The sequence below is a fragment of the Xanthomonas sp. BRIP62409 genome (assembly GCF_003992965.1).
In the GTDB taxonomy this organism is placed as follows: Bacteria; Pseudomonadota; Gammaproteobacteria; order Xanthomonadales; family Xanthomonadaceae; genus Xanthomonas; species Xanthomonas euroxanthea.
Genome location: NZ_QEZJ01000009.1, coordinates 15,320 through 40,976, shown reverse-complemented (window position 1 = coordinate 40,976; position 25,657 = coordinate 15,320). Strand labels below are relative to the sequence as shown.

The 25,657-nt window shown below is 68.1% G+C and carries 19 protein-coding genes; 13 read left to right on the top strand and 6 right to left on the bottom strand.

Annotated features, from left to right (window positions below):
* Positions 1–138 precede the first annotated feature (138 nt).
* The 3 genes from EO170_RS01295 to EO170_RS01285 all read left to right on the top strand — a co-directional run bounded on the left by EO170_RS01295 (position 139) and on the right by EO170_RS01285 (position 1,627).
* Positions 139–438 (top strand): hypothetical protein, encoded by a 300-nt coding sequence (locus tag EO170_RS01295; protein ID WP_126941936.1) that lies wholly within the window; start codon positions 139–141, stop codon positions 436–438.
* A gap of 126 nt (positions 439–564) precedes the next feature.
* Positions 565–945 (top strand): cupin domain-containing protein, encoded by a 381-nt coding sequence (locus EO170_RS01290; protein ID WP_115675556.1) that lies wholly within the window; start codon positions 565–567, stop codon positions 943–945.
* A gap of 190 nt (positions 946–1,135) precedes the next feature.
* Complete coding sequence (locus tag EO170_RS01285) at positions 1,136–1,627, top strand: hypothetical protein (protein ID WP_206513961.1); 492 nt, start codon at positions 1,136–1,138, stop codon at positions 1,625–1,627.
* 346 nt (positions 1,628–1,973) lie between these two features.
* Here EO170_RS01285 and EO170_RS01280 read toward each other — a convergent pair whose 3' ends face one another.
* Positions 1,974–3,851: a sigma-54-dependent Fis family transcriptional regulator gene (locus EO170_RS01280; protein WP_126941934.1), complete on the bottom strand. Its 1,878-nt coding sequence runs from the start codon at positions 3,849–3,851 to the stop codon at positions 1,974–1,976.
* 239 nt (positions 3,852–4,090) lie between these two features.
* Here EO170_RS01280 and adh point away from each other — a divergent pair, with 239 nt between their 5' ends.
* The 3 genes from adh to EO170_RS01265 all read left to right on the top strand — a co-directional run bounded on the left by adh (position 4,091) and on the right by EO170_RS01265 (position 7,201).
* Complete coding sequence (adh, locus tag EO170_RS01275; protein ID WP_126941932.1) at positions 4,091–5,620, top strand: aldehyde dehydrogenase; 1,530 nt, start codon at positions 4,091–4,093, stop codon at positions 5,618–5,620.
* Between the two features lie 135 nt (positions 5,621–5,755).
* Positions 5,756–6,784 (top strand): alcohol dehydrogenase AdhP, encoded by a 1,029-nt coding sequence (gene adhP / locus EO170_RS01270; RefSeq protein WP_104650499.1) that lies wholly within the window; start codon positions 5,756–5,758, stop codon positions 6,782–6,784.
* A gap of 21 nt (positions 6,785–6,805) precedes the next feature.
* Entirely contained in the window at positions 6,806–7,201 is a 396-nt protein-coding gene (locus EO170_RS01265) for a DUF779 domain-containing protein (protein WP_104584477.1), read from the top strand.
* 50 nt (positions 7,202–7,251) lie between these two features.
* Here EO170_RS01265 and EO170_RS01260 read toward each other — a convergent pair whose 3' ends face one another.
* Complete coding sequence (locus EO170_RS01260) at positions 7,252–7,431, bottom strand: hypothetical protein (RefSeq protein ID WP_126941930.1); 180 nt, start codon at positions 7,429–7,431, stop codon at positions 7,252–7,254.
* Positions 7,432–7,585: 154 nt separating this feature from the next.
* Between EO170_RS01260 and EO170_RS01255 the strand changes: the two genes are divergently transcribed.
* Positions 7,586–8,545 carry a Ku protein gene (locus EO170_RS01255; protein ID WP_126941928.1) on the top strand — a complete coding sequence of 320 codons (960 nt, stop codon included), beginning with the start codon at positions 7,586–7,588 and terminating at the stop codon, positions 8,543–8,545.
* 9 nt (positions 8,546–8,554) lie between these two features.
* Positions 8,555–11,329 carry a non-homologous end-joining DNA ligase gene (gene ligD, locus EO170_RS01250; RefSeq protein ID WP_126941926.1) on the top strand — a complete coding sequence of 925 codons (2,775 nt, stop codon included), beginning with the start codon at positions 8,555–8,557 and terminating at the stop codon, positions 11,327–11,329.
* A 391-nt stretch (positions 11,330–11,720) separates the two neighbouring features.
* Here ligD and lldD read toward each other — a convergent pair whose 3' ends face one another.
* Entirely contained in the window at positions 11,721–12,881 is a 1,161-nt protein-coding gene (gene lldD, locus EO170_RS01245) for an FMN-dependent L-lactate dehydrogenase LldD (RefSeq protein ID WP_126941924.1), read from the bottom strand.
* 262 nt (positions 12,882–13,143) lie between these two features.
* Between lldD and EO170_RS01240 the strand changes: the two genes are divergently transcribed.
* From EO170_RS01240 to EO170_RS01230, 3 genes are all read left to right on the top strand, one after another.
* Positions 13,144–14,247: a histidine kinase gene (locus tag EO170_RS01240; protein ID WP_241239367.1), complete on the top strand. Its 1,104-nt coding sequence runs from the start codon at positions 13,144–13,146 to the stop codon at positions 14,245–14,247.
* Positions 14,244–14,876: a response regulator transcription factor gene (locus tag EO170_RS01235; protein ID WP_104584465.1), complete on the top strand. Its 633-nt coding sequence runs from the start codon at positions 14,244–14,246 to the stop codon at positions 14,874–14,876. The genes EO170_RS01240 and EO170_RS01235 overlap by 4 nt, the downstream gene beginning before the upstream one ends.
* 300 nt (positions 14,877–15,176) lie before the next feature.
* Positions 15,177–15,626, top strand: coding sequence for a hypothetical protein (locus tag EO170_RS01230; protein ID WP_241239366.1), 450 nt, complete (start codon positions 15,177–15,179; stop codon positions 15,624–15,626).
* A 297-nt stretch (positions 15,627–15,923) separates the two neighbouring features.
* Here EO170_RS01230 and EO170_RS01225 read toward each other — a convergent pair whose 3' ends face one another.
* Both EO170_RS01225 and EO170_RS01220 read right to left on the bottom strand, forming a co-directional pair.
* Positions 15,924–16,328, bottom strand: coding sequence for a hypothetical protein (locus EO170_RS01225; RefSeq protein WP_104584463.1), 405 nt, complete (start codon positions 16,326–16,328; stop codon positions 15,924–15,926).
* Entirely contained in the window at positions 16,325–19,675 is a 3,351-nt protein-coding gene (locus EO170_RS01220) for a winged helix-turn-helix domain-containing protein (protein ID WP_126941920.1), read from the bottom strand. Before EO170_RS01220 ends, EO170_RS01225 begins: the two co-directional genes overlap by 4 nt.
* Positions 19,676–20,072: 397 nt before the next feature.
* Between EO170_RS01220 and fabV the strand changes: the two genes are divergently transcribed.
* Positions 20,073–21,281 (top strand): enoyl-ACP reductase FabV, encoded by a 1,209-nt coding sequence (gene fabV / locus EO170_RS01215; protein WP_126941918.1) that lies wholly within the window; start codon positions 20,073–20,075, stop codon positions 21,279–21,281.
* Between the two features lie 164 nt (positions 21,282–21,445).
* On the opposite strand, the gene EO170_RS01210 is transcribed toward fabV, so the two are convergent.
* Positions 21,446–22,468 carry a sugar kinase gene (locus EO170_RS01210; RefSeq protein WP_126941916.1) on the bottom strand — a complete coding sequence of 341 codons (1,023 nt, stop codon included), beginning with the start codon at positions 22,466–22,468 and terminating at the stop codon, positions 21,446–21,448.
* Between the two features lie 285 nt (positions 22,469–22,753).
* Here EO170_RS01210 and EO170_RS01205 point away from each other — a divergent pair, with 285 nt between their 5' ends.
* On the top strand, positions 22,754–25,522 hold the full coding sequence (locus tag EO170_RS01205) for a TonB-dependent receptor (protein WP_126941914.1): 2,769 nt from the start codon (positions 22,754–22,756) through the stop codon (positions 25,520–25,522).
* The last annotated feature ends 135 nt before the right edge of the window (positions 25,523–25,657 follow it).

Genomic DNA, 25,657 nt, shown 5'->3' with positions numbered 1-25,657 from the left:
CCAATCCGGCCGCAGGCGGCGCGCGCTCAACAACACGCCCGTCACCGTAGGAGCGCACCCGGGCGCGACGAAGCCGTCCCGCTGACCCACGGTGTGCCATCGACACTCCACACCTGTGCTCACCGCCCAAGGCCCGCCATGATCGTCATCGATCACGCCCCCGCAGACTGGTTTCTCCTGCGCGAGGACAACCGCGACTGGCTGGACATCAACTGCGCGATCTCGGCCACCGGCTTTTCGCTGCTGCTGGCGTTGGACGCAACCGAGCAGGCCAATGTGCTGGCAGACGGGCATGCCGCCTGCGCACGACTGGCTGCGCAGGTGCAATGGCGGCCGCACGCCTTTGCCGCGCGCGATGTCAGCGCCAGCCACGGGGCGCAGGTGAGCGCAGCCGTGCAAGCGTGGCGTGCGGCAGACACCCGCACCGCTGGTACCTAAGCGCGCACTGCGTTCGGCAAGCCGCTCGCATTGCTTGCCGGGCGTCACGGCAGGGCGCCGCGTTTCTGCAGCAGTGACTGCGCGCAATGCGATGCACTAAGCTTGCACGCGCATTCCGCCGCAAGGATGTTTCCGTTGAACACGCGCTACGCCCCGATCGATTTCAGCGACAAGCTCGCCCTGCTGTCGCAGCACTGGTCCCCGCGTGTCGTGGCGGAAATGAACGACTACCAGTTCAAACTGGTCAAGCTGCAGGGTGCGTTCGTGTGGCACCGGCATGCGGACACGGACGAGGTGTTCATCGTGCTGGACGGCAGCATGACCATCGAATTTCGCGATGGCGTGGTGGCGCTGTCGGCCGGGCAGATGCACGTGGTGCCCAAGGGTGTCGAACACCGGCCGGCGGCGGAGCACGAATGCAGCGTGCTGCTGGTCGAGCCGCGCGGCGTGGTCAATACCGGCGATGCGGGCGGCGCCTACACCGCAGACAACGACGTCTGGATCTGATCGCTGCGCTCGGTGCGCGGGTGCCGGCGGCATCGGTTTGCATCCACGCAGCCACCCCTGCGTGGCAGGTTATTTCAGTCGCTGAAATGGCGCACCTGGTCCTGCACGGCATCGCTGCAGCCCCTGCGGCCAGCCGGTCGTGCGGTGCGTGCTAGGCTCGGTGTTCCGCACACAGCGCATGGAGCATGGGATGACATTCCTGCAAGTGGTGTCGGTTGCGGCGCTCGGCGCGACCAGTCTGTTGAGCGGCACCATCGCCAGTGCCGCTGCACCCTCGGAACAAGGCACGCTGCAGGTAACGCGGACCTTTCCGGCCGATAGCCCAGCCGTGGCGCAGGTGCATCGCTGGTTGCTGGCGCAGCCGTCCAGGCAACAGCGGCCGGCAAGCGCCGCCGAGCTAGGCCAGCTACGCACCAGTTACCGCACGCACGCGCCAGCTGCCGGCGGGCGTGCAGACCTGACCAGTCCCGAGGTGGCCTTCCCGGAGCATGGTCAGCCTGGGGATGCGGTCGCCATCGACGCATGTGGCGCGGGGATGCGCTACCACTGGACGTATCGGTGGACTGCGGCATCGGGCGCAGCGGGTTGGCAGTTGCAGTCCTATCACCTGAGGAAGGTGCAGGATTGCGCTGCTGCCATGGCCGATCCCGACGTCTTCAAGCCGACTGCACCGCGCGGCTGAGGTGCGTGCGCACGGTGTGCGAGTCACCCGTGGCGATCCACGGCGGCACTGTAGTCGCGGCCTGCAGCGATCGCGATGGCGGGCGGAGGTCCAGGCACGTTGAGAGGCATGGCGGGTAAGGTTTCGTACCCGCAGGACGCCCCACTTGATGCGCAACGTGAGACGGCGTCAGCGGCGGCAATGCGCCGAGCTGGCTCGCGTCGGCGTTTCCCGTTGCCCACACGCCGCCGTTGCGTCGAGGAATACAGCATGACGCATGCCGGCAGTGATGGCGGCGGCGGGGGGTCTTGGTGGTGGGCATGCGCATCCGCGCGCTCCCGGGCCGGGTCGGTGGGCGCGCCCGGTGTCAGGCCCGTTGCGGGCCGAGCCGGCGATACAGCGTGCTGCGGCTGATGCCGAGCCGGCGTGCCGCCTGCGCGACGTTGCCGCCACAGGCGTCCAGCGCCTGCCGCATCGCCGCCTGTGCCAGCTGCTCCAGGCTATCGGTCGGTGCCGGTGCGGCAGCGGCTAGCGCCGACACTGCGGTCCGGGTGGCGAGGTAGCCCGGCAGCGCGTCGCGGTCGATGCGCTCGCCGGGTTCGCTCAGCGCCACCAGCGTGCGCAGGCAGGCCGAGAGCTGGCGCAGGTTGCCCGGCCAGTCGTAGTCGGCCAGGACCCGCAGGGCGTCGCTGCTGAGCCGGCGGCCCTGGCCCAGGCGCTGCCACAGCTCTTGCACCAGCAGCGGGCGGTCGGCGTGCGCGCGCAGCGCCGGCAGCGCCACGACATGATGGGCGATGCGGTAGTACAGGTCGGCGCGGAAGCGGCCGTCGGCGATTGCCGCTTGCAGGTCCTGGTGGGTGGCGCAGACCAGCGCGAAATCCAGCCGCACCGGCTTGCCGCCACCCAGCGGCGACAGTTCGCGCTCCTGCAGCACGCGCAGCAGCCGCGGTTGCAGCGCCAGCGGCATGTCGCCGATCTCGTCGAGAAACAGCACCCCGCCCTCGGCCTGGCGCAGCAGCCCCGGGCTGCCGTGCTTGCGCGCTCCGGTGAAGGCGCCGTCCTCGTAGCCGAACAGCTCGGCCTCGATCAGACCCTCGGGCAGCGCGGCGCAGTTCACCGCGACGAACGGGCGGGCGGCGCGCGTGCAGCGGCGGTGCAGCTCGCGCGCGAACACCTCCTTGCCGGTGCCGGTCTCGCCCTGCACCAGCACTGGGAGCTCGGCATCCAGCACCCGGCAGGCGCGCCCGAGCAGGCGCGCGATCTCGGCCTCGAACAGCGGTGCGTCGCGGTCACCGTCCTGGCGGGCGGCCGAGACCGTGATCGGTGGCTGCGTGGCGCGCCGGCGCGGCCGCGCGTCGCCGCGCTCGTCCACGCGTCCGTACAGGGCGCGGCCCTGGCGATCGAACAGGGCGCCGTCGTGGCGCAGCCGGGTCAGCGGCTCCTCGAACAGCGCGTCGTAGCACGCGCGCCCCAGTTCGTGGCGCTCCAGCCCGAACAGCTGCAGGCCGGCGCGGTTGGCTGCCACCAGGCGCCCGCCGCGGAATGCCAGCAGGCCCTCGTGCGCGGTGCCGAGCAGGGCCGGGTCGTGGTGTACGCGCAGCAGTTCGCAATCGGCGATGCCGTCGTCGAAGTAGCGGTGCTCGATGCTGGCGACCGCGCGCCGCGCCAGTCCCAGCGCGTGGATGTGCTGCAGACGCGCGTCGCCGGAGATGTCGAGCACGCCCACCAACTGCCCGTAAGGGTCGAAGATCGGCGCCGCGGCACAGCTGAGGATGCCGTGCGGGGCGAGATAGTGCTCGCCGCCGCGGACCTCGATCGAGCGGCTCTCCACGATCGCGGTGCCGATGGCATTGGTGCCGAGCACGCTCTCGCTCCAACAGGCGCCGGGCATCAGCGCCACCCGCCCGGCGCGCTCAAGGAAGCCGGTGCTGCCCTCGGCATCGAGGATCCAGCCAGCCTCGTCGGTGAGCAGCACGACGCTGCCGGTGGCCGCTGCGTCGGCCGACAGCCCTTCCAGCTCGGCGCGCGCGCGCCGCCACAGGGTCTCGTGGCGTTCGCGCATCTCGCGCAGGCGTGCGGCGCTGACCGGTTCGATCGCCGGGGTCGCCTCGGCGGCCAGGCCCTGGCGCTGGCAGCGTCGCCACGACTGCAGGATCGCGTCCGGTACTTGCCCGGCCGGCATCGCGCCGTGCTCGAAGAACGAGCGCCGCGCGCGGCCCAGCTGCTGCTCCGTCGACATCGCCATCCGCCACCTCGTGTCGCAATTTGCGACAGTCCAGAAGATCACTGTCGCGATAAACACCATGTTTGCGGACACAGCGCAAGCGCCGCGCGTGATGCGCCGCAGCGAAGACCTCCACTATCTGTTGCACCCGCAGCGCGATCGGGCGTGACGCAATGCAGCAGGAAAAACCTGGCATCACCCTTGCGTGACAGCGGAGACGCCCGTCACGGGCTTCTTCCCATGTACCGCAGGAGACACCGATGAACGCCGTCACATCCGCCAAGCCGCTGAACACCGACCCGCAGTCCATCTTCAAGCCGCGCTACGACAACTTCATCGGCGGCAAGTGGGTGGCGCCGCACAGTGGCCAGTACTTCGACAACACCACGCCGATCAACGGCAAGGTGTTCACCGCGATCGCGCGCTCCAACGCGCAGGACATCGAAGCGGCGCTGGATGCGGCGCATGCGGCCAAGGACGCCTGGGGCAAGACCTCCACCACCGACCGCGCCAACGTGCTGCTCAGGATCGCCGACCGCATCGAGCAGAATCTGGAACTGCTCGCCCATGCCGAGACCTGGGACAACGGCAAGCCGGTGCGCGAGACGCTCAATGCCGACGTGCCGCTGTGCGTGGATCACTTCCGCTATTTCGCCGGCGCCATCCGCGCGCAGGAAGGCGGCATCTCCGAGATCGACAGCGACACCATCGCCTATCACTTCCACGAACCGCTCGGCGTGGTCGGGCAGATCATCCCGTGGAATTTTCCGCTGCTGATGGCGTGCTGGAAACTCGCACCGGCGCTGGCCGCCGGCAACTGCGTGGTGATGAAGCCGGCCGAGCAGACCCCGGCCTCGATCCTGGTGCTGATGGACGTCATCGGCGACCTGTTGCCGCCCGGTGTGCTCAACGTGGTCAACGGCTTTGGCCTGGAGGCGGGCAAGCCGCTGGCCAGCAACCCGCGCATCGCCAAGATCGCCTTCACCGGCGAAACCACCACCGGCCGGCTGATCATGCAGTACGCCAGCCAGAACCTGATCCCGGTGACGCTGGAGCTGGGCGGCAAATCGCCGAACATCTTCTTTGCCGATGTCATGGCCGAAGACGACGACTTTCTCGACAAGGCGGTGGAAGGCTTCGTGCTGTTCGCCTTCAACCAGGGCGAGGTGTGCACCTGCCCCTCGCGCGCGCTGATCCAGGAATCGATCTACGACAAATTCATGGAGAAGGCGCTGGCGCGCGTGGCCGCGATCAAGCAGGGCAACCCGCTGGATCCCAACACCATGGTCGGCGCGCAGGCCTCCAGCGAGCAGCTGGAAAAGATCCTGTCCTACATCGACATCGGCAAGCAGGAGGGCGCGCAGGTGCTGATCGGTGGCGAGCGCAACACGCTCGACGGCGAGCTGTCCGGCGGCTTCTACGTCAAGCCGACGGTGTTCAAGGGCCATAACAAGATGCGCGTGTTCCAGGAAGAGATCTTCGGCCCGGTGGTGTCGGTGACCATCTTCAAGGACGAGGCCGAGGCCCTGGCGATCGCCAACGACACCCTGTACGGCCTGGGTGCCGGCGTGTGGAGCCGCGATGCCTCCCGGCTGTATCGCATGGGCCGCGCGATCCAGGCCGGGCGCGTGTGGACCAACTGCTACCACGCCTATCCGGCGCATGCTGCGTTCGGCGGTTACAAGCAGTCGGGTATCGGCCGCGAGAATCACAAGATGATGCTCGACCATTACCAGCAGACCAAGAACCTGCTGGTGAGCTATTCGCCCAAGGCGCTGGGCCTCTTCTGACACCCATGCCGGTCGCGCTTGTGCGCGGCGACGATCGGCTGGCGCCGCGCGTCCGCACCGCGGCGTTGACCTCGATCAAGGCCCCGGTTGCGGCCCGGGGCTAAGGTTCCTCAACGACAGCGACAGGAGTGCAATGTGGACAAGACGATGAAAGCTGCAGTGGTACGCGAGTTCGGCAAGCCTCTGGTGATCGAGGAGGTGCAGGTGCCGCGTCCGGCCGCCGGCGACATCCTGGTCAAGATCGAAGCCTGTGGCGTCTGCCACACCGACCTGCACGCCGCCGAAGGCGACTGGCCGGTCAAGCCGAACCCGCCATTCATTCCCGGCCACGAAGGTGTTGGCAACGTGGTGGCGGTCGGCGAAGGCGTCAAGCACATCAAGGAAGGCGACCGCGTCGGCATCCCGTGGCTGTACTCGGCTTGCGGGCATTGCGAGCACTGCCTGGGTGGCTGGGAAACCCTGTGCGAGGCGCAGCAGAACAGCGGCTACTCGGTCAACGGCGGCTTCGCGCAGTACGCGCTGGCCAATGCCGACTACGTGGGCCTCCTGCCCAAGGGCATCGGCTTCGTCGAGGTCGCGCCGATCCTTTGCGCGGGCGTCACCGTCTACAAGGGCCTGAAGGTCACCGAGACCAAGCCGGGTCAGTGGGTCGTGATTTCCGGCATCGGCGGGCTCGGCCACATGGCAGTGCAATATGCCAAGGCGATGGGAATGAACGTGGCCGCAGTGGATGTGGACGACACCAAGCTGGCACTGGCCAGGCGCCTGGGCGCAACGGTGACGGTCAATGCGCGCACCACCGATCCGGTGGCGTACCTCAAGAAGGAAATCGGCGGCGCACACGGCGCGTTGGTCACCGCGGTATCGCCCAAGGCGTTCGAGCAGGCGATCGGCATGGTGCGGCGTGGCGGCACGGTGTCGCTCAACGGCCTGCCACCGGGCCAGTTCCCGCTGGACATCTTCGGCATGGTGCTCAATGGCGTGACCGTGCGCGGCTCGATCGTCGGAACCCGGCTGGACCTGCAGGAGTCGCTTGCCTTCGCCGAGCAGGGCAAGGTCGCGGCGACCGTGGCCACCGACACCCTGGACAACATCAACGACGTGTTCGCGCGCATGCACGCCGGAACGATCGAGGGGCGTATCGTGCTCGACATGGCGGCCTGACCGCGCCGCAGGAGGCAGACGATGCAGGGCACCACCACGCAGACAGACCCGCCGTTGCAGGTGATGGCCACGCTGGCGGCGTTGCAGCTGATCGACACGCTGCGCGCGCGCCACGGCGATGTGCTGTTCCATCAATCCGGCGGCTGCTGCGACGGCTCCTCGCCGATGTGTTTTCCGGTGGGCGATTTCATCGTCGGCGACCGCGACGTGCTGCTGGGCGAGATCGGCGGCGCGCCGTTCTACATCAGCCCCTCGCAGTTCGACTACTGGAAGCACACCCAGCTGATCATCGACGTGGTGCCGGGCCGCGGCGGCATGTTCTCGCTGGAAAACGGCGAGGGCGTGCGCTTTCTGGTGCGCTCGCGCCTGTTTGCCGATGAGGAATTTGCCCGGCTGCAGCAGGCAGGGCGGGCGTAACCCGCACCCGCCCGGCTGCTGCGGCCGGGCGGGTGTTCAGCCGGCGGTCGTCAGCGGTCTGCCACGGTCGACGGCGCGGTGCCCGGCTTCTTGGCCGGGGTGTCGCCATTGGCCGGAATCAGCGTGTCGGGCGCATCGCCGGCACCGCGGTCTTCGTAGTGCTCGGCATCGCGCTTGCCGTGCTGTTCGCCCGGCTGGGCCGGTTGCTCGCGTAGCAGGTCACGGGACATGCGGTTCTCCTGGAAGTCGAGAGGGATGCGCAGTTCACCGCGTACCGGGTGAAGGGGGCGCAGTGGCAGCTGCAGACACATGGCTCACGCATGGATCACGGTGGCCGCGCTACAGCTATGGGCTACCCCAAACAGCACCGGGAGTCACACGCCGATGGCACGACCGATCTGGACCGGAACCCTGTCGTTCGGCTTGCTCAATGTGCCGGTGTCGTTGATGTCGGGCGAGCGCAAGGTGGACCTGCATTTCCGCATGCTCGACTCGCGCGACAAGAAGCCGATCCGCTTCGAGCGCGTCAACGCCGACACCGGCGATGAAGTGCCGTGGAAGGAGATCGTCAAGGCCTTCGAGTACGACAAGGGCAGCTATGTCATCGTCGAGGAGCAGGACATCCGCTCGGCCTCCCCCGAGAGCCACGAGACGGTGGAGGTGGAAACCTTCGTCGATGCCGCCGACATCGACCCGCGCTATTTCGAAAAGCCCTACATCCTGGTGCCCGGCAAGAAGGCCGAAAAGGGCTACGTGCTGCTGCGCGAGACGCTGCGCGACACCGGCAAGGTGGGCATCGCCAAGGTGGTGATCCGCACGCGCGAATACCTTGCCGCGGTGATGCCGCAGGGCGATGCCTTGATCCTGCTGCTGCTGCGCTACCAGCAGGAAGTGGTGGACCCGCAGGACTTCAAGTTGCCGGCCGGCGCGGTGGGCGAGTACCGCATCACGCCCAAGGAACAGGAGATGGCCAAACAGCTGATCGAGTCGATGTCCGGCACCTGGCAGCCGGAGGACTACCACGACGAATTCCGCGGCAAGCTCGAGCAGATCCTGCGCAAGCGCATCCAGGCCAAGGGCGGCACCACCACCGCGGATGTCGAGCCGCCGCAGCACGAGGACGCCACCACCAACGTGGTCGATTTCATGTCGCTGCTGCAAAAGAGCCTGCAGGCCAACACGCGCACGCCGGCCAAGAAGAGCAGCGCGCCGGCAACCGCGCCGGCCAAGAAGACCGCCAAGACCGCCGCCAAGAAAGTGGCCAAGAAGGCCGCCAAGAAGACCGCGGGCAAGGCCACCAAGGCCACGGCCAGCAAGGCAGCGCCGCGCCGCAAGGCCGGGTAGGCCCAGTCCATGTCACTGCGCGACTACAACGCCAAGCGCCGCTTCGACCAGACCCCGGAGCCGGCCGGCGACACGCCCGCACGCGCCAGCAAGCAGCCGATCTTCGTGGTGCAGCTGCATCACGCCAGCTCGCGTCATTACGACTTCCGTCTGGAACTCGACGGCGTGCTCAAGAGCTGGGCCGTGCCCAAGGGGCCCTCGTTGCGCGTGGGCGAAAAACGCCTGGCGGTGGAGGTGGAAGACCACCCGCTGTCGTACGCCAGCTTCGCCGGCGATATCCCGCAAGGCCATTACGGCGCCGGGCATGTGGAGGTGTTCGACCACGGGCATTGGCAGTGCGAGGGCGACGCGTTGGCGGCGCTGGACGCCGGCAAGCTGGAATTCGAACTGCAGGGCACGCTGCTGCGCGGCGGTTTTGCATTGGTGCGCACGCAGATGCGCGGCGGCAAACCGCAGTGGCTGCTGTTCAAGCGCACCGATGCGTATGCGGCCGATCTGGATGCCGATGCGCTGGTGGCGCAGCAGGCGGCCGGCGCATCGGCAGCGGCCGCCCCGGCGACGCGTGCCAAGGCCAGCCGGGCGCGGCGTGCACCAGCGGCAAAAACGAGCGCCGCAACGTCGCCTGCGGCCAGCAAACGTGCACGCCCAGCGCGTGCACGTTCCGCGCAATGGCATACCCGCGCCCTGGCGCTGGACGGCGCCCGCGACGCGCCATGCCCCACCGAGCTGCGCGCGCAACTGACCTTGCTGCGCGAGCAGGCGCCCGATGGCGAGCGCTGGTTGCACGAGATCAAGTGGGACGGCTACCGCCTGCTGGCCGATCTGGTCGATGGCGAGGTGCAGCTGCGCTCGCGCAACGACCAGGCCTGGACGCAGCGCTTCCCGGAGGTGGTGCGCGCAGTGCAGGCCTTGCCGGTGCGCGATGCGCGCCTGGATGGCGAGCTGGTGGTGCTGGATGCCAAGGGGCGCACCGATTTCTCGGCGCTGCAGCGTGCGCTCGATGGCAGCGCCGTGCAGCCGCTGCGCTACATCGTGTTCGACCTGCTGGGCGTGGCCGGGGTGGACCTGCGCGATACCCCGTTGCTGCAACGCAAGCAGTTGCTGCGCGAGTTGCTGGGCGATGCGCCGGGCACGCTGGCGTTTAGCGACCATGTGATCGGCCATGGCCCGGAGGTCTTCGCGGCCAGCGCCGGCACCGGCTGGGAAGGCATCGTCAGCAAGCTCGCCGATGCGCCCTACCGTGCAGGACGCAGCGCCGATTGGGTCAAGACCAAGCACGAGGACAGCGACGAGTTCGTGGTGGTGGGTTACACCGATCCCAAGGGCGCACGCAGCGGCTTTGGCGCCTTGCTGATGGCGCAGCGCGACGGCAAGACGCTGCGTTATGTCGGGCGTGTGGGCACCGGATTCGACGATGCCTTGCTCGGCAAGATCACCGCGCTGCTGCAGGCGCTGCACAGCGACACCGCCACGCTGGAATTGCCCACGCACATCCCGGGGCGGCCACGCGATGTGCATTGGGTCCGGCCGGTGCTGATCGCCGAGGTCGCCTTCCGCGGCTGGGCGAAGGAAGGTCTGTTGCGGCAGGCCGCGTTCAAGCGTCTACGTGAGGACAAACCCATGAGCGAGTTGGGCGGCGACCGCGCCACGCCGGGCAAGGCGCGTGCTGCGGGCAAACGTGGTGCGGCAACGGCCGCTGCGCCGGCGCGCACGACGGCGACCATGAAAACATCCAGAACGACAGTCGACGCATCCACCAGCACCACCAGCAAGCGCGCGCGTTCAACGGCATCGAAGACGACCGCGACCACGACATCCAAAAAGGCGGCGGCGGCCACGTCCACGGCTTCCAAATCCATGGCGTCCAAGTCCACAACATCCAAATCCAAATCTACGTCCACGTCCATGTCGACAGACGGCATCACCATCACCCATCCAGAGCGGGTGGTGTTCCCTGCAGCGGGCATCAGCAAGGGCGAGGTGGCCGACTACTACCGGGCAGTGGCGCCGCTGGTGCTGGCGGAGATCGCACGCCGGCCCCTGTCGCTGCTGCGCTGCCCCGATGGCGCCGGTGGCGATTGCTTCTTCCAGAAGCACGAAGGCCGCCACCTGGGCACGCACATCAAGGCGATTCCGCTGCAGCAAAAAAGCGGCACCGAGGATTACATCTACGTCGAAGATGCCGCCGGCCTGCTCGAGCTGGTGCAGATGAACACGCTGGAGCTGCATCCCTGGGGCGCGCAGGTCGACGATCCGGAGCATCCGGATCGGCTGGTGTTCGACCTGGACCCCGGCGAGGCGGTGTCCTGGGCCGACGTGGTGGCTGCCGCGCGTGACATCCGCGCCAAGCTTCGCAGCGCGGGGCTGGAAAGCGCGGTGCGCCTGTCCGGCGGCAAGGGCCTGCACGTGGTGGTGCCGATCGTGCCGGAAGCGGACTGGGAGCAGGCGCGCGATTTCTGCGAGGCATTCGCCCAGGCGCTGGCAACGCATGCGCCTGACCGCTACGTGGCCACCATGAGCAAGGCCAAGCGCCACGGCGTGATCTTCGTCGACTGGCTGCGCAACGGGCGCGGCAACACCAGCGTTTGTTCGTGGTCGCTGCGCGCGCGCGAAAAAGCCACCGTCGCCGTCCCGCTACGCTGGGAAGAACTCGGCAAGATCAGCGGCCCGGACGCCTTCCCGATGGACAAGGCGCTGGAACGCGCCAGGCGCCAACGCGTAGATCCCTGGGCCTCGGTGCTGGCGTTGCGGCAATCCTTGCCCACCGGCGGCGATGAGAACTAAGCGTGTCTAACAAACCTGCTGCCTAGCCGCGAGGCGGGCTCGGCCTGTGCTCGGAATCGGCATGGAGTACTCGCAGCTTCAGATTCTGAGTGCGGCGTCCACGCGTGCATGACGATCGCTTGCAACGCGTCGTTATTCGAATTATCCAATAGGTGCGCATCACACCCCGAGCTTGACCATGCGTACCGACCATCTTGACTGGCCCTTGCCCGCCCACCGTCGCGGAACCTTACGCGGCATGGATGCCGCGTAAGAGCCTACAAGGACGTACTTGCGGCGTGTCCCGCGATGGTGGGCGGGCAAGGGCCCTGCAGCCAGCTAGAGGGCCCTGCAGCCAAGCCGCAGATCATCCGCTCTGCTAAGCATCTCGATTCCCGATTCCCGATTCCCGTCAAGGCGAAACCGCACGCTCCCGCGTCACCCGGCTCAACGCATCGCTGCTGATCTCGGCAATCGAATGGGTGCCGGTCAAGGTCATCGCCACGCGCATTTCCTTTTCGATCAGGCTCAGCAGGTTCTCCACGCCGGCCTGCCCGCCAGCGGCCAGCGCGTAGACGAACGCCCGCCCCAGCAGCACCGCATCGGCGCCCAGCGCCAGCATGCGCACCACGTCCAGCCCGCTGCGGATGCCCGAATCGGCCAGGATCTTCAGCTGTCCCTTCACCGCATCGGCAATGGCCGGCAACGCACGCGCGCTGGACAGCACGCCGTCGAGCTGGCGCCCGCCGTGATTGGACACCACGATGCCGTCGGCGCCGAAGCGCACCGCATCGCGCGCGTCGTCCGGGTCCAGGATGCCCTTGATCACCATCGGCCCGGTCCAGAACTCGCGGATCCATTCCAGGTCCTTCCATGCGATGGATGGGTCGAAGTTGGCGCCCAGCCAGCCGATGTAGTCCTGCAGGCCGGTCGGGCTGCCGCGGTAGGTCGAGATGTTGCCCAGATCATGCGGCTTGCCGAGCAGGCCCACGTCCCAGGCCCAGCGCGGATGGGTGACGGCCTGCAGCATGCGCCGCAGCCCCGCATTGGGCCCGCTCATGCTCGAGTGCGCATCGCGGTAGCGCGCGCCGGGCGTGGGCATGTCCACGGTGAACACCAGCGTGGTCACCCCGGCGGCCTTGGCGCGCTCCAGCGCGTTGCGCATGAAGCCGCGGTCCTTGAGCACGTACAGCTGGAACCACATCGGGCGCGTAATCGCCGGCGCCACTTCCTCGATCGGGCACACCGACACCGTGGACAGCGTGAACGGGATCCCGCGCGCCGCCGCCGCGCGTGCGGCCTGCACTTCGCCACGGCGCGCGTACATGCCGGTCAGCCCGACCGGTGCCAGTGCCACCGGCATCGCCAGCGTCTCGCCGAACAATTCGGTGCCCAGGCTCAGGTCCGACATGTTGCGCAGCACCCGCTGGCGCAGCGCGATATCGGCCAGATCGGTGACGTTGCGCCGCAAGGTGTGCTCGGCGTACGCGCCGCCATCGATGTAGTGGAACAGGAAGGGCGGCAGGCGCGCCTGCGCAGCGGCACGGTAGTCGGAAGCGGCGGAAATGATCATCGAAGACGCACGGCAGCTGCGGGTAGCCGCTGAGTGTAAGACCATCGGTGGGGCGGGTGGACGGCTGCGCGCCCGGCCGGCTGCAAGCGGGCAGGGCGTGCTTCCGTGACGATGGGGCGGCGTGGCAAGGTGCGGCCGCGCCGCAGCGACGACAGCGACGACAGCGACGACAGCGGCGACAGGGCAGCGCGCCCACCTGCCGGAAGTCACTTTCTGCCTCCGTGCCATTGCCGCGCGGCCGCGCGGCCGTCAGCATCGCCGCATGACCTCGTCCCTGTTTCATTGCTTGCAACCGCTGCGTCTGGCCGGCGCGTTCACCATTGCCGCGGTGGCCTTGTCGTTCGTGCCGGACGCCTCACCGCAGGGCGCCTGGCGCTGGGGCGTGCTGGCCGGCTTCACCGCCTTGTTTCTGCTGCATACCGTGTTGCCGCCGCTGCATGCGCTGCGCACTGTCGCCACGCTGCTGCAGGCGGCCATGGCCCTGCTGCTGGTCTGGATGGAGCCGCGTGCCGGCACCGCCCCGGTGTTGCTGGTCATGCTGGTGGCGCAGGCGGGCATGACCTGGCCGCCGGCGCGCGTGCTGCTGCTGGCGCTGGCGTTGAACGCGGGCATGTATGCGCTGCTGGTGCAGGCCGGGTTCGAGCGCCCGTGGTTGATCGTCGGCATCTACGCCGGTTTCCAGGCCTTCGCCGCGCTGACCGCGCATTACGCGCGTACTGCCGAGCGCACCCGCGACGCGCTGGCCTACGTCAATGCCGACCTGCTGGCCACCCGCGCGCTGCTGGCCGACAGCGCGCGCGATGCCGAGCGCCTGCGCCTGGCGCGCGAGCTGCACGACGTGGCCGGGCACAAGCTCACCGCCATGCGCATCAACCTGCGCCTGCTCGGCGCCGACCCGGCACTGGCACGGCGCGAGGAGATCGCGGTGGTGGAGCGGTTGTCGGCCGACCTGCTGGCGGACATCCGCAACGTGGTGCAGTCGCTGCGCGACGACCAGGGCCTGGATCTGCAGACCGCCTTGCGCGCGCTGGCTGCACCGTTCCCGCGCCCGGCGCTGCGCCTGCAGATCGACCCGGCCGTGCGCATCACCGATGCCCGCGTGGCCGAGCTGCTGTTGCGGCTGGTGCAGGAGGCGCTGACCAACGCCGTCCGGCATGCCGACGCCAACGAGGTGGCCGTGCACCTGCACTGCGAGAGCGCGCAGCTGCACGTGGACATCCGCGACGATGGCCGCCGCGCCGAGCGCATCCGCGAAGGCAACGGCATCACCGGCATGCGCGAACGCCTGGCCGCCCTGCACGGGCGGCTTGAGCTCGGCCGCACCGCCCAGGGCGGCATGCACCTGATGGCGAGGCTGCCGGCATGAGTCCACGTCGCATCGCGCTGGCCGATGACCAGGTCCTGGTCCGCGCCGGCCTGCGCGCGCTGTTGCAGCAGCAGGGCGTGGAGGTGGCCTGCGAGGCCGACGACGGCCAGGGCCTGCTGGACGCGCTCGCCAGCACCACCGTGGACGTGGTGCTCAGCGACATCCGCATGCCCGGCCTGGACGGCATCCAGGCGCTGCAGCAACTGCGCGCCCGCGGCGACCGCACCCCGGTGCTGCTGCTGACCACCTTCGACGACAGCGACCTGCTGCTGCGTGCCACCGAGGCCGGCGCGCAGGGCTTCCTGCTCAAGGACGCCGCCCCGGAAGACCTGCGCGAGGCGATCGAGCGGGTCGCCAATGGCGAGACCCTGCTGCAGCCGGTCAGCACCGACCCGGTGCGCGCGCGTTACCAGTTCCGCGACCAGCAGCCCCCGCGCGAGACCTTCAGCGAGCGCGAGGTGGCGATCCTGCGCCTGCTCGCCGGCGGCTATTCCAACAAGGAGATCGCCCGCACCCTGTTCCTGGCCGAGGGCACGGTGAAGAACTACGTCTCCACCATCCTGGAAAAGCTCGGCACCCGCGACCGCACAAGGGCGGTGTTGAAGGCGATTACGTTGCGGGTGATTTGAGGGCGGGGAATCGGGAATCGGGAATGGGGATTGGGGAATCGTAAGAGCGGGCTCTGCAGCGCTGCCGCCGCCGCGCGCGGGAACTGGTTCGACGCGCGGGCACACCACCTCCCGCCGCACGACGCTGTTTCGCCAGGTTGCATGGCGTTGTTTTATAGGGGATTTCCAGGATTCGGCAGGATGGGGCAGCAACCGTAAGGTTGCCGTCAGGTCGTGTGGGCGGCCAAGCACCAAGGTCGTCCGGCGGCCACCGAGGTCGCCCGGGGACGCGCCGCGCTCCGGTCCGCTGCGGAGTCCGTTATGCGCCTGGTCCGGTACCTGTGGGTGTTGAGCGTCGTGCTGTCCACCAGCGCCTGGGCGGCGCCCACCCAGGCCGACTTGTCGGTCGCCTGGGCCCAGGCCGCGCTGCATGTCCAGCCGCCAACCGAGCGCGACCTGCGGGTCAGCGTGGCGGCCTGCGCCGGGGCGGTGCGGGGCGCAGTGGCCCGCACCTGCGACGGCTGGTCGGCCCGCATCGATGCCCACGGGTGCGGCCCGGGCCTGGGCTGTCGGCCATGGGCAGGGCGTGGTGCTGGCGACCTCCGCGCAGGCATGCCCGGCGCGTGGTCCATCCGCGGCCAGCTCAAGGTGGCCTTCAGCAACGGAACCGAGCGGGATGACCGGCAGCAGGCGGTGGCGAGCCACTGCGCCGCGCGCCTGGCGGATGCCCCGGCCGACACCCAACCGCGCCCGCGGGACTGCGTGGGATGAGACGCCCTCGCCAGGCGCTCCTGGCTTCAGCGCGGCAGGCTGGCTGTCGCCATCCACGGCTGGCCGGAGCACCCGGCAATACGCCCGCCAGCCAGGGCGCAGCGAGCGCCATCGGGACCGCCAGCAGGTTCCTCCCGTGGCAACGGGTGCGTGCGCAAGTCGACATCAGGAGCCAGCGGCCGTGGTGTATCCACCACCGGCCCCGGCCCCTGGGCGTGCGCACGCTGTGGCCCTGCCCACGCATTGCGGCAACACACCGCCTGGTGGCGAACCGCCAGGCCGGTGGCCAGGCAGGGCTTACTGCAGGGGCGGGGTTTCCTGCGGGTTGATCTGCGGATCGTTGCCAACCTGGGGATCGCAGCTGAACCAGGTCTTCTTGTCCTTGCGGCTTTCGTCTTCGACGATGATGGTCAGGAAGATCAGTGTCGGCACGCTATTGGCATTGCTGACCTGCACGCTGCGGCCGTCGGGGCTGATCGTGGGTTCTCCGATCTGTTTCAAGGCATCGGAACTCAACAGGCTCTTGATCTTGAAATGCCTGGGGACGACGTCTTCATCGAAGTAATACAGCAGGGTCGATGCCTTGTCGTGCTTATCCACGATCAGCAGGTCCGGGGCGAAGCTGTAGAAATATTCGCCGGCACCGGTGTTGCCGCCGAATCCCACCCGTGCCACGGTGAGTTTGATCTTGAAATCCGTCATGAGCTGTCCTGTTCCTTGAAAAGCGGGGCATAGAGGGAGACGAACCCCGGGTGGCGGTAGCCCGCCTGATACAGCCATCCGAGCTGTTGCGTAACGGCACTGCGCTGGCCCAGATGCACCTGCGCGCGAATCCAGGGGTCCAGCAGGGTCTTGTCGCGGCTGTTGCCGATGTCCTTGCCCAGCACCGCCACCGCGCGCTGCCATGCCGTGCGTGCACCGTCGTCGTCGCCGATGGCGGCGCGTTGTTCGCCATGCCACACCAGCGCTTGCGACAAGGCGGAGATGCCAAGCAGATCGTCGGGTCTGGCGCGATGCAGGGCATCCAGCCGCGCAACGATCTGATCAAGGTCGCCTGCGTGTGCGCCTGCGCGTCCGGTCTGTACGCGGTGCAGGCGCAGCGCAATGATGGCATCCAGCCATTGCCATTCGGGCAGCGGCTGGGCCTGTTGCAGTAGGCCAGCCATGGTCTGACGGGCCTGGCCAAGTTGCTGTTCGGCTTGACCGGGACGCCCATCCAACGCGGCCACCCAGCCAGCCTGCGCGTAGGCATGCGCCAGATCGCGTTGCCATGTGTGGTTGTCCGGCTGCAGCGCCACCAGCGGTTGCAACATCCGCACGCTGTCCTGCGCATCGGTCTGCGCCTGTGCCAGGTGACCCCGCGCCACCGCCAGGTTGGAGGTGCGGATCAACGAACCCGCCAGACGCCGTCGCCAGGCATTGGCATCGGGGTCGTTCTCGACCAGCACGCGCAACATCGCGATTTGATCGCGGTAGCCCTGCTCGGCAGGCGCCAGCAGGCCCTGGTTCTCCTGTGCCAAGCTGAGCCATGACAAACTGTCGATCAACTCGTAGCGCAACGACGGGTTGTCCGGAGCACGCGCGATCAGCATGCGCTTGAGCGAGATGTCGCGCGCGAAAAAACCGATCGCCGTCGTGGTATCGCCGCGTGTGGTGGCCAGCGTGCCGAGATTGTTGAGCGCGTACGACAGCTCCAGCTGCCAGCGTTGGTCATCCGGCGCCGTGCGCACCAGCCATTCACTGGCCGCCAGATACTGCGACCAGTAAGTCTGCGCCAACGGGAACTGCTTGCTGCGGTAGGCCATGTTTCCCAGCCAATACGCCGCCTGGCCCATTTCCGCGCGCGCCTCCAAGGTATCTGGCGCTCGCATGCGTGCCTGCTCGGCAGTGGCGGCCGCACGCGTGAATGCCGCCTGCGCCTGGTCCAGCTTGCCCTGGTTCATCAGCACTTCGCCGGTGGTGCGCAGCGCGCGGGCGTGGTTGATCAGATCGCCTGGCTGCATGCTCGTGCTGGGCAGGTCTTCCAGGTAGCGCAGCGCGCGGCTGCCCACGCTGTCGAGCAGTTTCAGATTGCCCACCGTGCGCAATTGCTCGGCCAGGTCGCCCAGCATGTAGCTCACCAGTTGCTGGGCCTGGTCGCGCCGTTCTTCAGCCACCTGCTGCGCTTGGCGCGCCTGCCAGCCCAGCAGCAGCGAGGCGCTTGCCAGCACCACCAGCATGCTTGCCGCCGCCGCATACAGGCCACGGCGGCGGCGCTGCGAGCGCTCGCAGGCATGCAGGAACGCGTGATCCAGCGCGTCCAGGTCCTGCGGCATGCGCCGCGCCGCCTCGCGCGCCTCGCTCAACGGGCGCCCGCTGTTGAGCAGGTGATCGCTGCGCCGGCCTTCGGCGGCCCAGCGTTGCGCGGCCAGTTGCAGCCGCTTGCGCGCCTGCAGCAGGCGGCGGTTTTCATGGATCCACTCGGCTGCACGCGGCCATTGCCGCAGCAAGGCCTCGTGCGCGACCGCAAAGCCTGGCTCGCCGGCCACCAGCTCGCTGACGAACAGGCGCGCATGCACGAAGGCCTCCACCAGCACGCGCGCTGCGCCGTGCGCCGGCAGGGCCGACCACAGCGCCCGCCGCGCGGTCACCGCATCGCTGTCGGGGTGGATCACGCTCAGCACGCTCAGCACCTGGCCCAATGCCGCCTGCGCGGCAGCCGGCAAGGCGCGGAAGGTGTGCTCGGCATGGTGCGCCAAGGCGCCTTCCAGCCCGCCCAATGCGCGGTAGGCGGCGAAGGTCAGCAGCCCGTCGTCGCTGCGCTGCGCATGCAAGGCATGCAACAGGTGCTGCAGCAACGGCAAGGCATCGGGCTGGCGCGCGGTGGCATCGCGCAGCACATCGTCCAGCCGGCTGGCGCTGTCGCGCTCTTCTTCGAAGCGCAGCCCGGCCATCGCCGCCGGCACGCGGATGATCTGGCCGATCTCGCCGTCGCGTGGCGCCAGCAGATCCACGTGTCCGTCGCCGCGCTTGAGCTCCACGATCTGCGGCAAGGCGTCGATCAGGCGCGGGTAGAAATCGCTGCGGGTGAGCATCAGCACCGCCACCTGCGCGCTGTCGCACAGCGCCTGCAAGGCGGCGGCCAGTGCGGCGCGGTCGGCATTGGTGATTCCCGGCGTGGCCACCAGCGCTTCTGCGTGATCGATCACCAGCAGCAGATGGCGCTGGGTCTGTGCGCTGTCGCGCGCTGGCGTGCCTTGACGCATCGCTTCGGCAATGGCCGCATGCAGCGGTGCAGGGCGCTGCAGCCACTCGGGCAACGCCGCCATCTGCGCCGGCGAAAACACCGCGCGCCCGCCCGGTGCCCACTCGCCGAGCGCGCGCGCCAGCGTGTCGAGCACATCGCCGCCACGGCATTGGGCCAGGTTGCAATACGCCACCGCGAGGGCTTGCAGGCCATCCAGCCCGCCGGGCTGCGCCAGCAACGGCACCACGCCGGCGCGCAGCAACGAGGTCTTGCCGCAACCGCTGGCACCGCTCACCAGCACCAGCCCGCGCTGGCTGTGCAATTGCGCGCGCAGCGCGCCCAGCACCTGCGCAATGGCATGGCTACGCCCGAAGAAGACCTCCGCATGCGCGGGATCGAAGGCCTGCAGCCCCACATACGGGTTGCCGTGTCCCCACACCTGCGCGCCCAGTACCGCACCGCGATAATCGTCGGGGAACACCACCTTGGGCAGCAGCCGGTAACCGCGCTTGCGGATGGTTTCGATATAGCGCGGTTGGCGGCTGTCGTCGCCCAGCTTGCGGCGCAGTTGGGCGATGGTCTTGTGCACCGGGTTGTCGCCGTAAAAGCTGCCGTGCCACACCTCGATCAGCAGCTGCTCGGCGCTGACCACTTCGCCGGCCCGCTCGGCGAGCGCGATCAGCACTTCCATCATGCGCGGTTCCAGCGCGATGGCCTGGCCGTCGTCGATCAGCACCAGCCGTTCCGGCGCGACCAGCAATGGCCCAAGCCGAAATCGCGGGACAGAGCCCAGCTGCGTGACGCGCTCGCTTCGAAGAGACATTCGCTCGGATACCGGTCGCACGGTGGGAGGAGCCTCGACGATCGCCATCAGGCGCGGCCAGGCACGGCACGGCAGGCGCAAACGTAGCACAGGCGCTCGGGCAGGAAATCGAGGGTGATCGTGGTTCGTTCGCGCCCGTGTATGGACGATGCCGGCCCGGCAACGCGGCGTGCCGGGCGATGACGGGCGTCTTCACGCATGGCGATGCAGCCGCGTGTGGCGCGCCGCGGGCTGTCTCGCCGGCAGGCCGACGATGTGCGCGTGTTCGGTGCCTTGGCCTCACCATGCCGGTGCCACGCAGCACCCGCTCCGCACCGCCGGTGGCCAACGCCGCTCGCCCCAAAGTCCGTCACACGCACTAAAATGCCGCCAGCATCTTGCTGACCAGGAGTCCACGTTGATCATCCATCCCAAAGTGCGCGGCTTCATCTGCACCACCACGCATCCGCTTGGCTGCGAGCGCAATGTGCTCGAGCAGATCGCCGCCACGCGTGCGCGCGGCGTGCGCAATGACGGCCCGAAGAAGGTGCTGGTGATCGGCGCATCCAGCGGTTACGGCCTGGCCTCGCGCATCACCGCTGCGTTCGGCTTCGGCGCCGACACGCTGGGCGTGTTCTTCGAAAAACCCGGCAGCGCCAGCAAGGCCGGCACCGCCGGCTGGTACAACTCGGCCGCGTTCGACGAGCATGCCAAGTCCGCGGGCCTGTACAGCAAGTCGATCAACGGCGATGCGTTTTCCGATGCCGCGCGCGAAAAGGTCATCGAGCTGATCAAGACCGAGATGGGCGGCCAGGTCGACCTGGTGGTGTATTCGCTGGCCTCGCCGGTGCGCAAGCTGCCCGGCAGCGGCGAAGTGAAGCGCTCGGCGCTCAAGCCGATCGGCCAGACCTATACCGCCACCGCCATCGACACCAACAAGGACACCATCATCCAGGCCTCGATCGAGCCGGCCAGCGCGCAGGAGATCGACGACACCGTCACCGTGATGGGCGGGCAGGACTGGGAGCTGTGGATCGATGCGCTGGACGGCGCCGGCGTGCTTGCCGATGGCGCACGCAGCGTGGCCTTCAGCTATATCGGCACCGAGATCACCTGGCCGATCTACTGGCACGGCGCGCTGGGCAAGGCCAAGGTCGACCTGGACCACACCGCGCAGCGCTTGAACGCGCGCCTGGCCAAGCGCGGCGGCAGCGCCAACGTGGCGGTACTCAAGTCGGTGGTGACCCAGGCCAGCGCCGCGATCCCGGTGATGCCGCTGTACATCTCCATGGTCTACAAGATCATGAAGGAAAAGGGCCTGCACGAAGGCACCATCGAGCAGCTCGACCGCCTGTTCCGCGAGCGCCTGTACCGCGACGACGGCCAGCCCGCCGAGGTGGACGCCGAAAACCGCCTGCGCCTGGACGACTGGGAACTGCGCGACGACGTGCAGGACGCCTGCAAGGCGCTGTGGCCGCAGGTCACCACCGAGAACCTGTTCCAGCTCACCGACTACGCCGGCTACAAGCACGAGTTCCTCAAGCTGTTCGGCTTCGAGCGTGACGATGTGGATTACGACGCCGATGTGGAGACGGACGTGACCTTCGACTGCATCGAGTTGGCTTGATTGCCGGGATTAGGGATTAGGGATTGGGGATTCGCAAGAGCGGTGCGCTACGCGTCGCTGATCCTTGCCGGACCCGAACGGGGTGTATCACGGACGACCGACATGTAATGCCGGTTGTCCTTGCTGTTACGAATCCCCACTCCCGACTCCCCAATCCCGGCGCGTCAGCGCCTCACATCAAACCGCGCATCCCCCACGCAGGCCTGCACCTCGCCCACCGAGAGCGGATTGAAATCGCCGGGGATCGAGTGCTTCAGGCAGCCTGCTGCCAGGCCGAAGCGCACCGTGTCGTCCAGTGACCAGCCTGCGATCAGGCCGTGCAGCACGCCGGCCGCGAAGGCGTCGCCGCCGCCGATGCGGTCGATGATCGGGCTCAGTTCCTCACTCGGCGCGCGCGCCACTGCACCACGGCGCGGCACCAGCAGCGCGCCCAGGCTGTGGTGGTCCACGTTGTGCGTCACGCGCTGGGTGCAGGCCATCAACTGCAGCTGCGGGAACGCGGCAAACGCCTGCTGCGCTGCCGCTTCCACCCGCGCTTCCAGCGTGTCCTGCGGGAATTCGCCGCCCAGCACCACGCCGATGTCGCGGTAGTCGGCAAACACCACGTCCGCACAGGCGAACAGCTGGTGCAGGATGCCGCGCGCATCGCCCTGCCAGCGTTGCCATAGCTTGGGCCGGTAGTTGCCGTCGAACGAGACCTTGACCCCGGCCGCACGCGCCGCGCGTGCCGCCGCCAGCGTGGCCTGCGCCACGTCCGCGCCCAGCGCCGGGCTGACCCCGGACAGGTGCAGCCACTGCACGCCCTCCAGCAGGGCCGGCCAGTCGTAGGCATCGGCCGGGGCCAGCGCAAACGCCGAATCGGCGCGGTCGTAGACCACCTCGCTGGGGCGGTGGATCGCGCCGGTGGTCAGGAAGTACAGCCCCATGCGGCCGTCCACCCGCCGTACGTGGCGCGTGTCCACGTCGTGGCGGCGCAATTCCCCCAGCACCGCCGCGCCCAGCGGGTTGTCGGCCACCGTGCTGACCATGGCCACGTCATGGCCGAAATGCGCCAGCGATACGCCGACATTGGCCTCGGCCCCGCCGCAATGCACGTCCAGCCGCGGCTGCTGCAGCAGCAGCTCGTGACCAGGCGCCCCCAGGCGCAGCAACAACTCTCCAAAGCACAGGATACGGGCACGACTCATGCGGCAATTACCTCGGCTGTGTGGTGCGTCACGGTGTGGGGGAACCGCTGCGCGTCAGGATGACCATCGGTGTCATTCTAGCCGGCGCCAAACGCGCCGGGCGAGGCCCATGATGCGACGCGCAGTGACCGCTTGCACCCCTTTTGGGCAAATTTGGTGACGTTTTCTGCTGCGCTGCAAGATGTTACGGGAGGATTCAGCTGGTAACGTCGTTTTGACCAGCGGTGTCATTGCCGCTCACAACCAGACTTTCATGTTGTTCATGGACCCTTGGGAGGGGAGGACATGCAATTTCGGACCACCAGCCGGAAGACACCGGTTACCTTGCTGGCGTTGTCGATCGGCCTTGCGCTGAGCGGCCACCTGGCAGCACAAGACACCACCCAAGCGCCCGCAGAACCGGCCGTCGACCTGGACACCGTCACGGTGACCGGCTATCGCGCCTCGGTGGAAAAGGCCCTGGACATCAAGCGCGGCGAAGTCGGCGTGGTCGATGCGATTGTCGCCGAGGACATCGGCAAGTTCCCCGACCTCAACCTGGCCGAATCGCTGCAGCGCATCCCCGGCGTGGTGATCACCCGTGAGGCCGGCGAAGGCCGCGCCATCTCGGTGCGTGGCCTGGGCCCGGAGTTCACCCGCGTGCGCATCAACGGCATGGAAGCGCTCACCACCGTCGGTGCCGGCGACCAGAGCGGCGGCACCAACCGCGGCCGCGGCTTCGACTTCAACGTGTTCGCCTCGGACCTGTTCTCGCAGCTGATCGCGCGCAAGACGGCCTCGGCCGATGTGGAAGAAGGCTCGCTCGGCGCCACCGTCGACCTGCGCACCGCGCGTCCGTTCGATTACAACGGCTTCACCTTCGCCGCCAGCGGCCAGGCCGCCTACAACGCCATGGCCGAGAAGGCCAACCCGCGCGTGGCCGCGCTGATCGCCAACACCTGGGCCGACAACACCTTCGGCGCCCTGCTGTCGGTGGCCTACACCGAGCGCGAGGTGCTGGAAGAGGGCTCCAACACCGGCCGCTGGGCCAATGGTCCGAGCAACGGCGGCTTCAGCGCCACCTCGCCGTTCGCCGCGGCGCGCTCGGCCGATGTCTACCACCCGCGCTTCCCGCGCTATACCCAGCAGATCCACGACCAGCAGCGCCTGGGCGTCACCGGCGCGTTGCAGTGGAAGCCGACCGACCGCACCACGCTGTCGCTGGACATGCTGTATTCCAAGATCGACGCCAAGCGCGACGAGCGTTACATCGAAGCGATTTCCTTCAGCCGCGGCGGCAATGCACGCCCGGTGCTGGTCGGCAAGCCGGCCACGGTCGTGCGTAACGGCGAGGTCCGCAACAACGCCCTGGTGTACGGCGAATTCGACAATGTCGATATCCGTACCGAAAACCGCCACGACGAGTGGAACACCGAGTTCAGGCAGGTCAGCCTGGACCTGGAGCATCGTTTCAACGACGACTTCAGCATCAATGCCCGGGTCGGTACCTCGCGCTCGGCGCACGAGAACCCGGTGCAGACCACCATCATCATGGACAAGTACGACGTCGACGGCTACAGCTACGACTACCGTGGCAACAGCCGCGCGCCGGTGCTGAACTACGGCATCAACCCGACCGATCCCACCGGCTGGGAACTGGCCGAAATCCGCCTGCGTCCGCAGACGGTGGACAACGACTTCGACACCGGCCAGATCGACTTCAACTGGAACATCAGCCCCGGCTTCCGCCTCAAGGGCGGCGTGCTGGCCAAGAACTACACCTTCAGCACCGTGGAGCTGCGCCGCGCCAACGAACTGGCCGTGCCCACCTTCGCCAATGGCACGCGCATCGTGCCGGCCGATCTCACCGAACAGGCCGGGCTCAAGGGCATCAACGGCAGCCCCTCCAACTGGGTGGTGCCCAACCTGGATGCGGTGGCCGACCTGTTCGGCATCTACAGCAACAGCGGCAGCTTCGCCGTGGCCCCGCGCGTCAACAACAGCCGCAGCGTCGAGGAAAAGGACCGCGGCGTGTGGTTGATGGGCGAGTTCTCCACCGACCTGGGGTCGATTCCGTTCTCCGGTAACTTCGGCGTGCGCTATGTGGAGACCGAGCAGGAATCCACCGGCTATGCGTTGATCAACAATGCACCGGCGCTGACCACCGTGGGCCGCAAGTACAGCAACACGCTGCCCTCGTTCAACCTGGTCGCCGAGCTGGCGCCTGACCTGCTGCTGCGTCTTGGCGCGGCCAAGGTCATGAGCCGTCCCGGCCTGGGCAGCCTCACCCCCGGCGTGACCGTGGCGGTGGCCGGCGGTGCGCGTACCGTGGCCGGCGGCAATCCGGACCTGGACCCGATCGAGGCCACCAACGTCGACCTCGGCCTGGAGTGGTACTTCAACGAAGGCGCCATGCTCGGTGTCGGCCTGTTCTACAAGGACATCGAGAGCTTCATCCAGACCGCGCGCGAAGTGCGCCCGTATTCCAGCAGCGGCCTGCCGGCCTCGCTGCTGGAAGGCACTGGCGCCACCGTCAACGACGACTTCGCCTTCAGCATCCCGCTCAACACCCCGGGCGGCGAATTGAAGGGCGTGGAAGCCAACTACACCCAGCCCTTCACCTTCCTGCCGGGCAAGTGGGCCAACCTGGGCGTGCAGCTCAACTACACCTGGGTCGATTCGAAGATCCAGTACCTGGCCAGCAGCGGCGCGCCGGTGATGAAGAACGACCTGCTCGGGCTGTCGCGCTCGTCGTGGAATGCCACGTTGTTCTACGAAGGCGAATCCTTCGCAGGGCGCGTGTCGGCCACCAACCGCGACGACTACCTCACCCAGGCACCGGGTGCGGAAACCGGCTTCAACGTCGACGGCGTGCACGGCATGACCGGCACCACCATCCTCGACGCCTCGCTGCGCTACAAGATCAGCAAGCAGCTGGAGCTGAGCCTGGAAGGCATCAACCTCACCAACGAGGCCTCCGACGAGTGGGTGTCCTCGCCACGCACCGGCCAGCTGCCGCTGCAGTACGCCGAAACCGGCCGCCAGTACCTGCTGGGCCTGCGCTACAAGTTCTGACCCGCTGCCTGCCCGCTGCGCACACGCGCAGCGGGCCCTTATTCCAACGCTTGACCGTCGTGGATGCGGTGCACGGGTGCGCGCATGCAACGCGGTGGGCGTGATGTTCGAAACGTCCAGCAAGAACGCAGCGCG

What these genes read in the sequence shown, in the direction of transcription:
- EO170_RS01295 (WP_126941936.1), top strand. Translation starts at nt 139, where the DNA reads ATGATCGTCATCGATCACGCCCCCGCAGACTGGTTTCTCCTGCGCGAG.
- EO170_RS01290 (WP_115675556.1), top strand. Translation starts at nt 565, where the DNA reads ATGTTTCCGTTGAACACGCGCTACGCCCCGATCGATTTCAGCGACAAG.
- EO170_RS01285 (WP_206513961.1), top strand. Translation starts at nt 1,136, where the DNA reads ATGACATTCCTGCAAGTGGTGTCGGTTGCGGCGCTCGGCGCGACCAGT.
- EO170_RS01280 (WP_126941934.1), bottom strand. Translation starts at nt 3,851, where the DNA reads ATGGCGATGTCGACGGAGCAGCAGCTGGGCCGCGCGCGGCGCTCGTTC.
- adh (WP_126941932.1), top strand. Translation starts at nt 4,091, where the DNA reads ATGAACGCCGTCACATCCGCCAAGCCGCTGAACACCGACCCGCAGTCC.
- EO170_RS01265 (WP_104584477.1), top strand. Translation starts at nt 6,806, where the DNA reads ATGCAGGGCACCACCACGCAGACAGACCCGCCGTTGCAGGTGATGGCC.
- EO170_RS01260 (WP_126941930.1), bottom strand. Translation starts at nt 7,431, where the DNA reads ATGTCCCGTGACCTGCTACGCGAGCAACCGGCCCAGCCGGGCGAACAG.
- EO170_RS01255 (WP_126941928.1), top strand. Translation starts at nt 7,586, where the DNA reads ATGGCACGACCGATCTGGACCGGAACCCTGTCGTTCGGCTTGCTCAAT.
- ligD (WP_126941926.1), top strand. Translation starts at nt 8,555, where the DNA reads ATGTCACTGCGCGACTACAACGCCAAGCGCCGCTTCGACCAGACCCCG.
- lldD (WP_126941924.1), bottom strand. Translation starts at nt 12,881, where the DNA reads ATGATCATTTCCGCCGCTTCCGACTACCGTGCCGCTGCGCAGGCGCGC.
- EO170_RS01240 (WP_241239367.1), top strand. Translation starts at nt 13,144, where the DNA reads ATGACCTCGTCCCTGTTTCATTGCTTGCAACCGCTGCGTCTGGCCGGC.
- EO170_RS01235 (WP_104584465.1), top strand. Translation starts at nt 14,244, where the DNA reads ATGAGTCCACGTCGCATCGCGCTGGCCGATGACCAGGTCCTGGTCCGC.
- EO170_RS01230 (WP_241239366.1), top strand. Translation starts at nt 15,177, where the DNA reads ATGCGCCTGGTCCGGTACCTGTGGGTGTTGAGCGTCGTGCTGTCCACC.
- EO170_RS01225 (WP_104584463.1), bottom strand. Translation starts at nt 16,328, where the DNA reads ATGACGGATTTCAAGATCAAACTCACCGTGGCACGGGTGGGATTCGGC.
- EO170_RS01220 (WP_126941920.1), bottom strand. Translation starts at nt 19,675, where the DNA reads ATGTCTCTTCGAAGCGAGCGCGTCACGCAGCTGGGCTCTGTCCCGCGA.
- EO170_RS01210 (WP_126941916.1), bottom strand. Translation starts at nt 22,468, where the DNA reads ATGAGTCGTGCCCGTATCCTGTGCTTTGGAGAGTTGTTGCTGCGCCTG.
- EO170_RS01205 (WP_126941914.1), top strand. Translation starts at nt 22,754, where the DNA reads ATGCAATTTCGGACCACCAGCCGGAAGACACCGGTTACCTTGCTGGCG.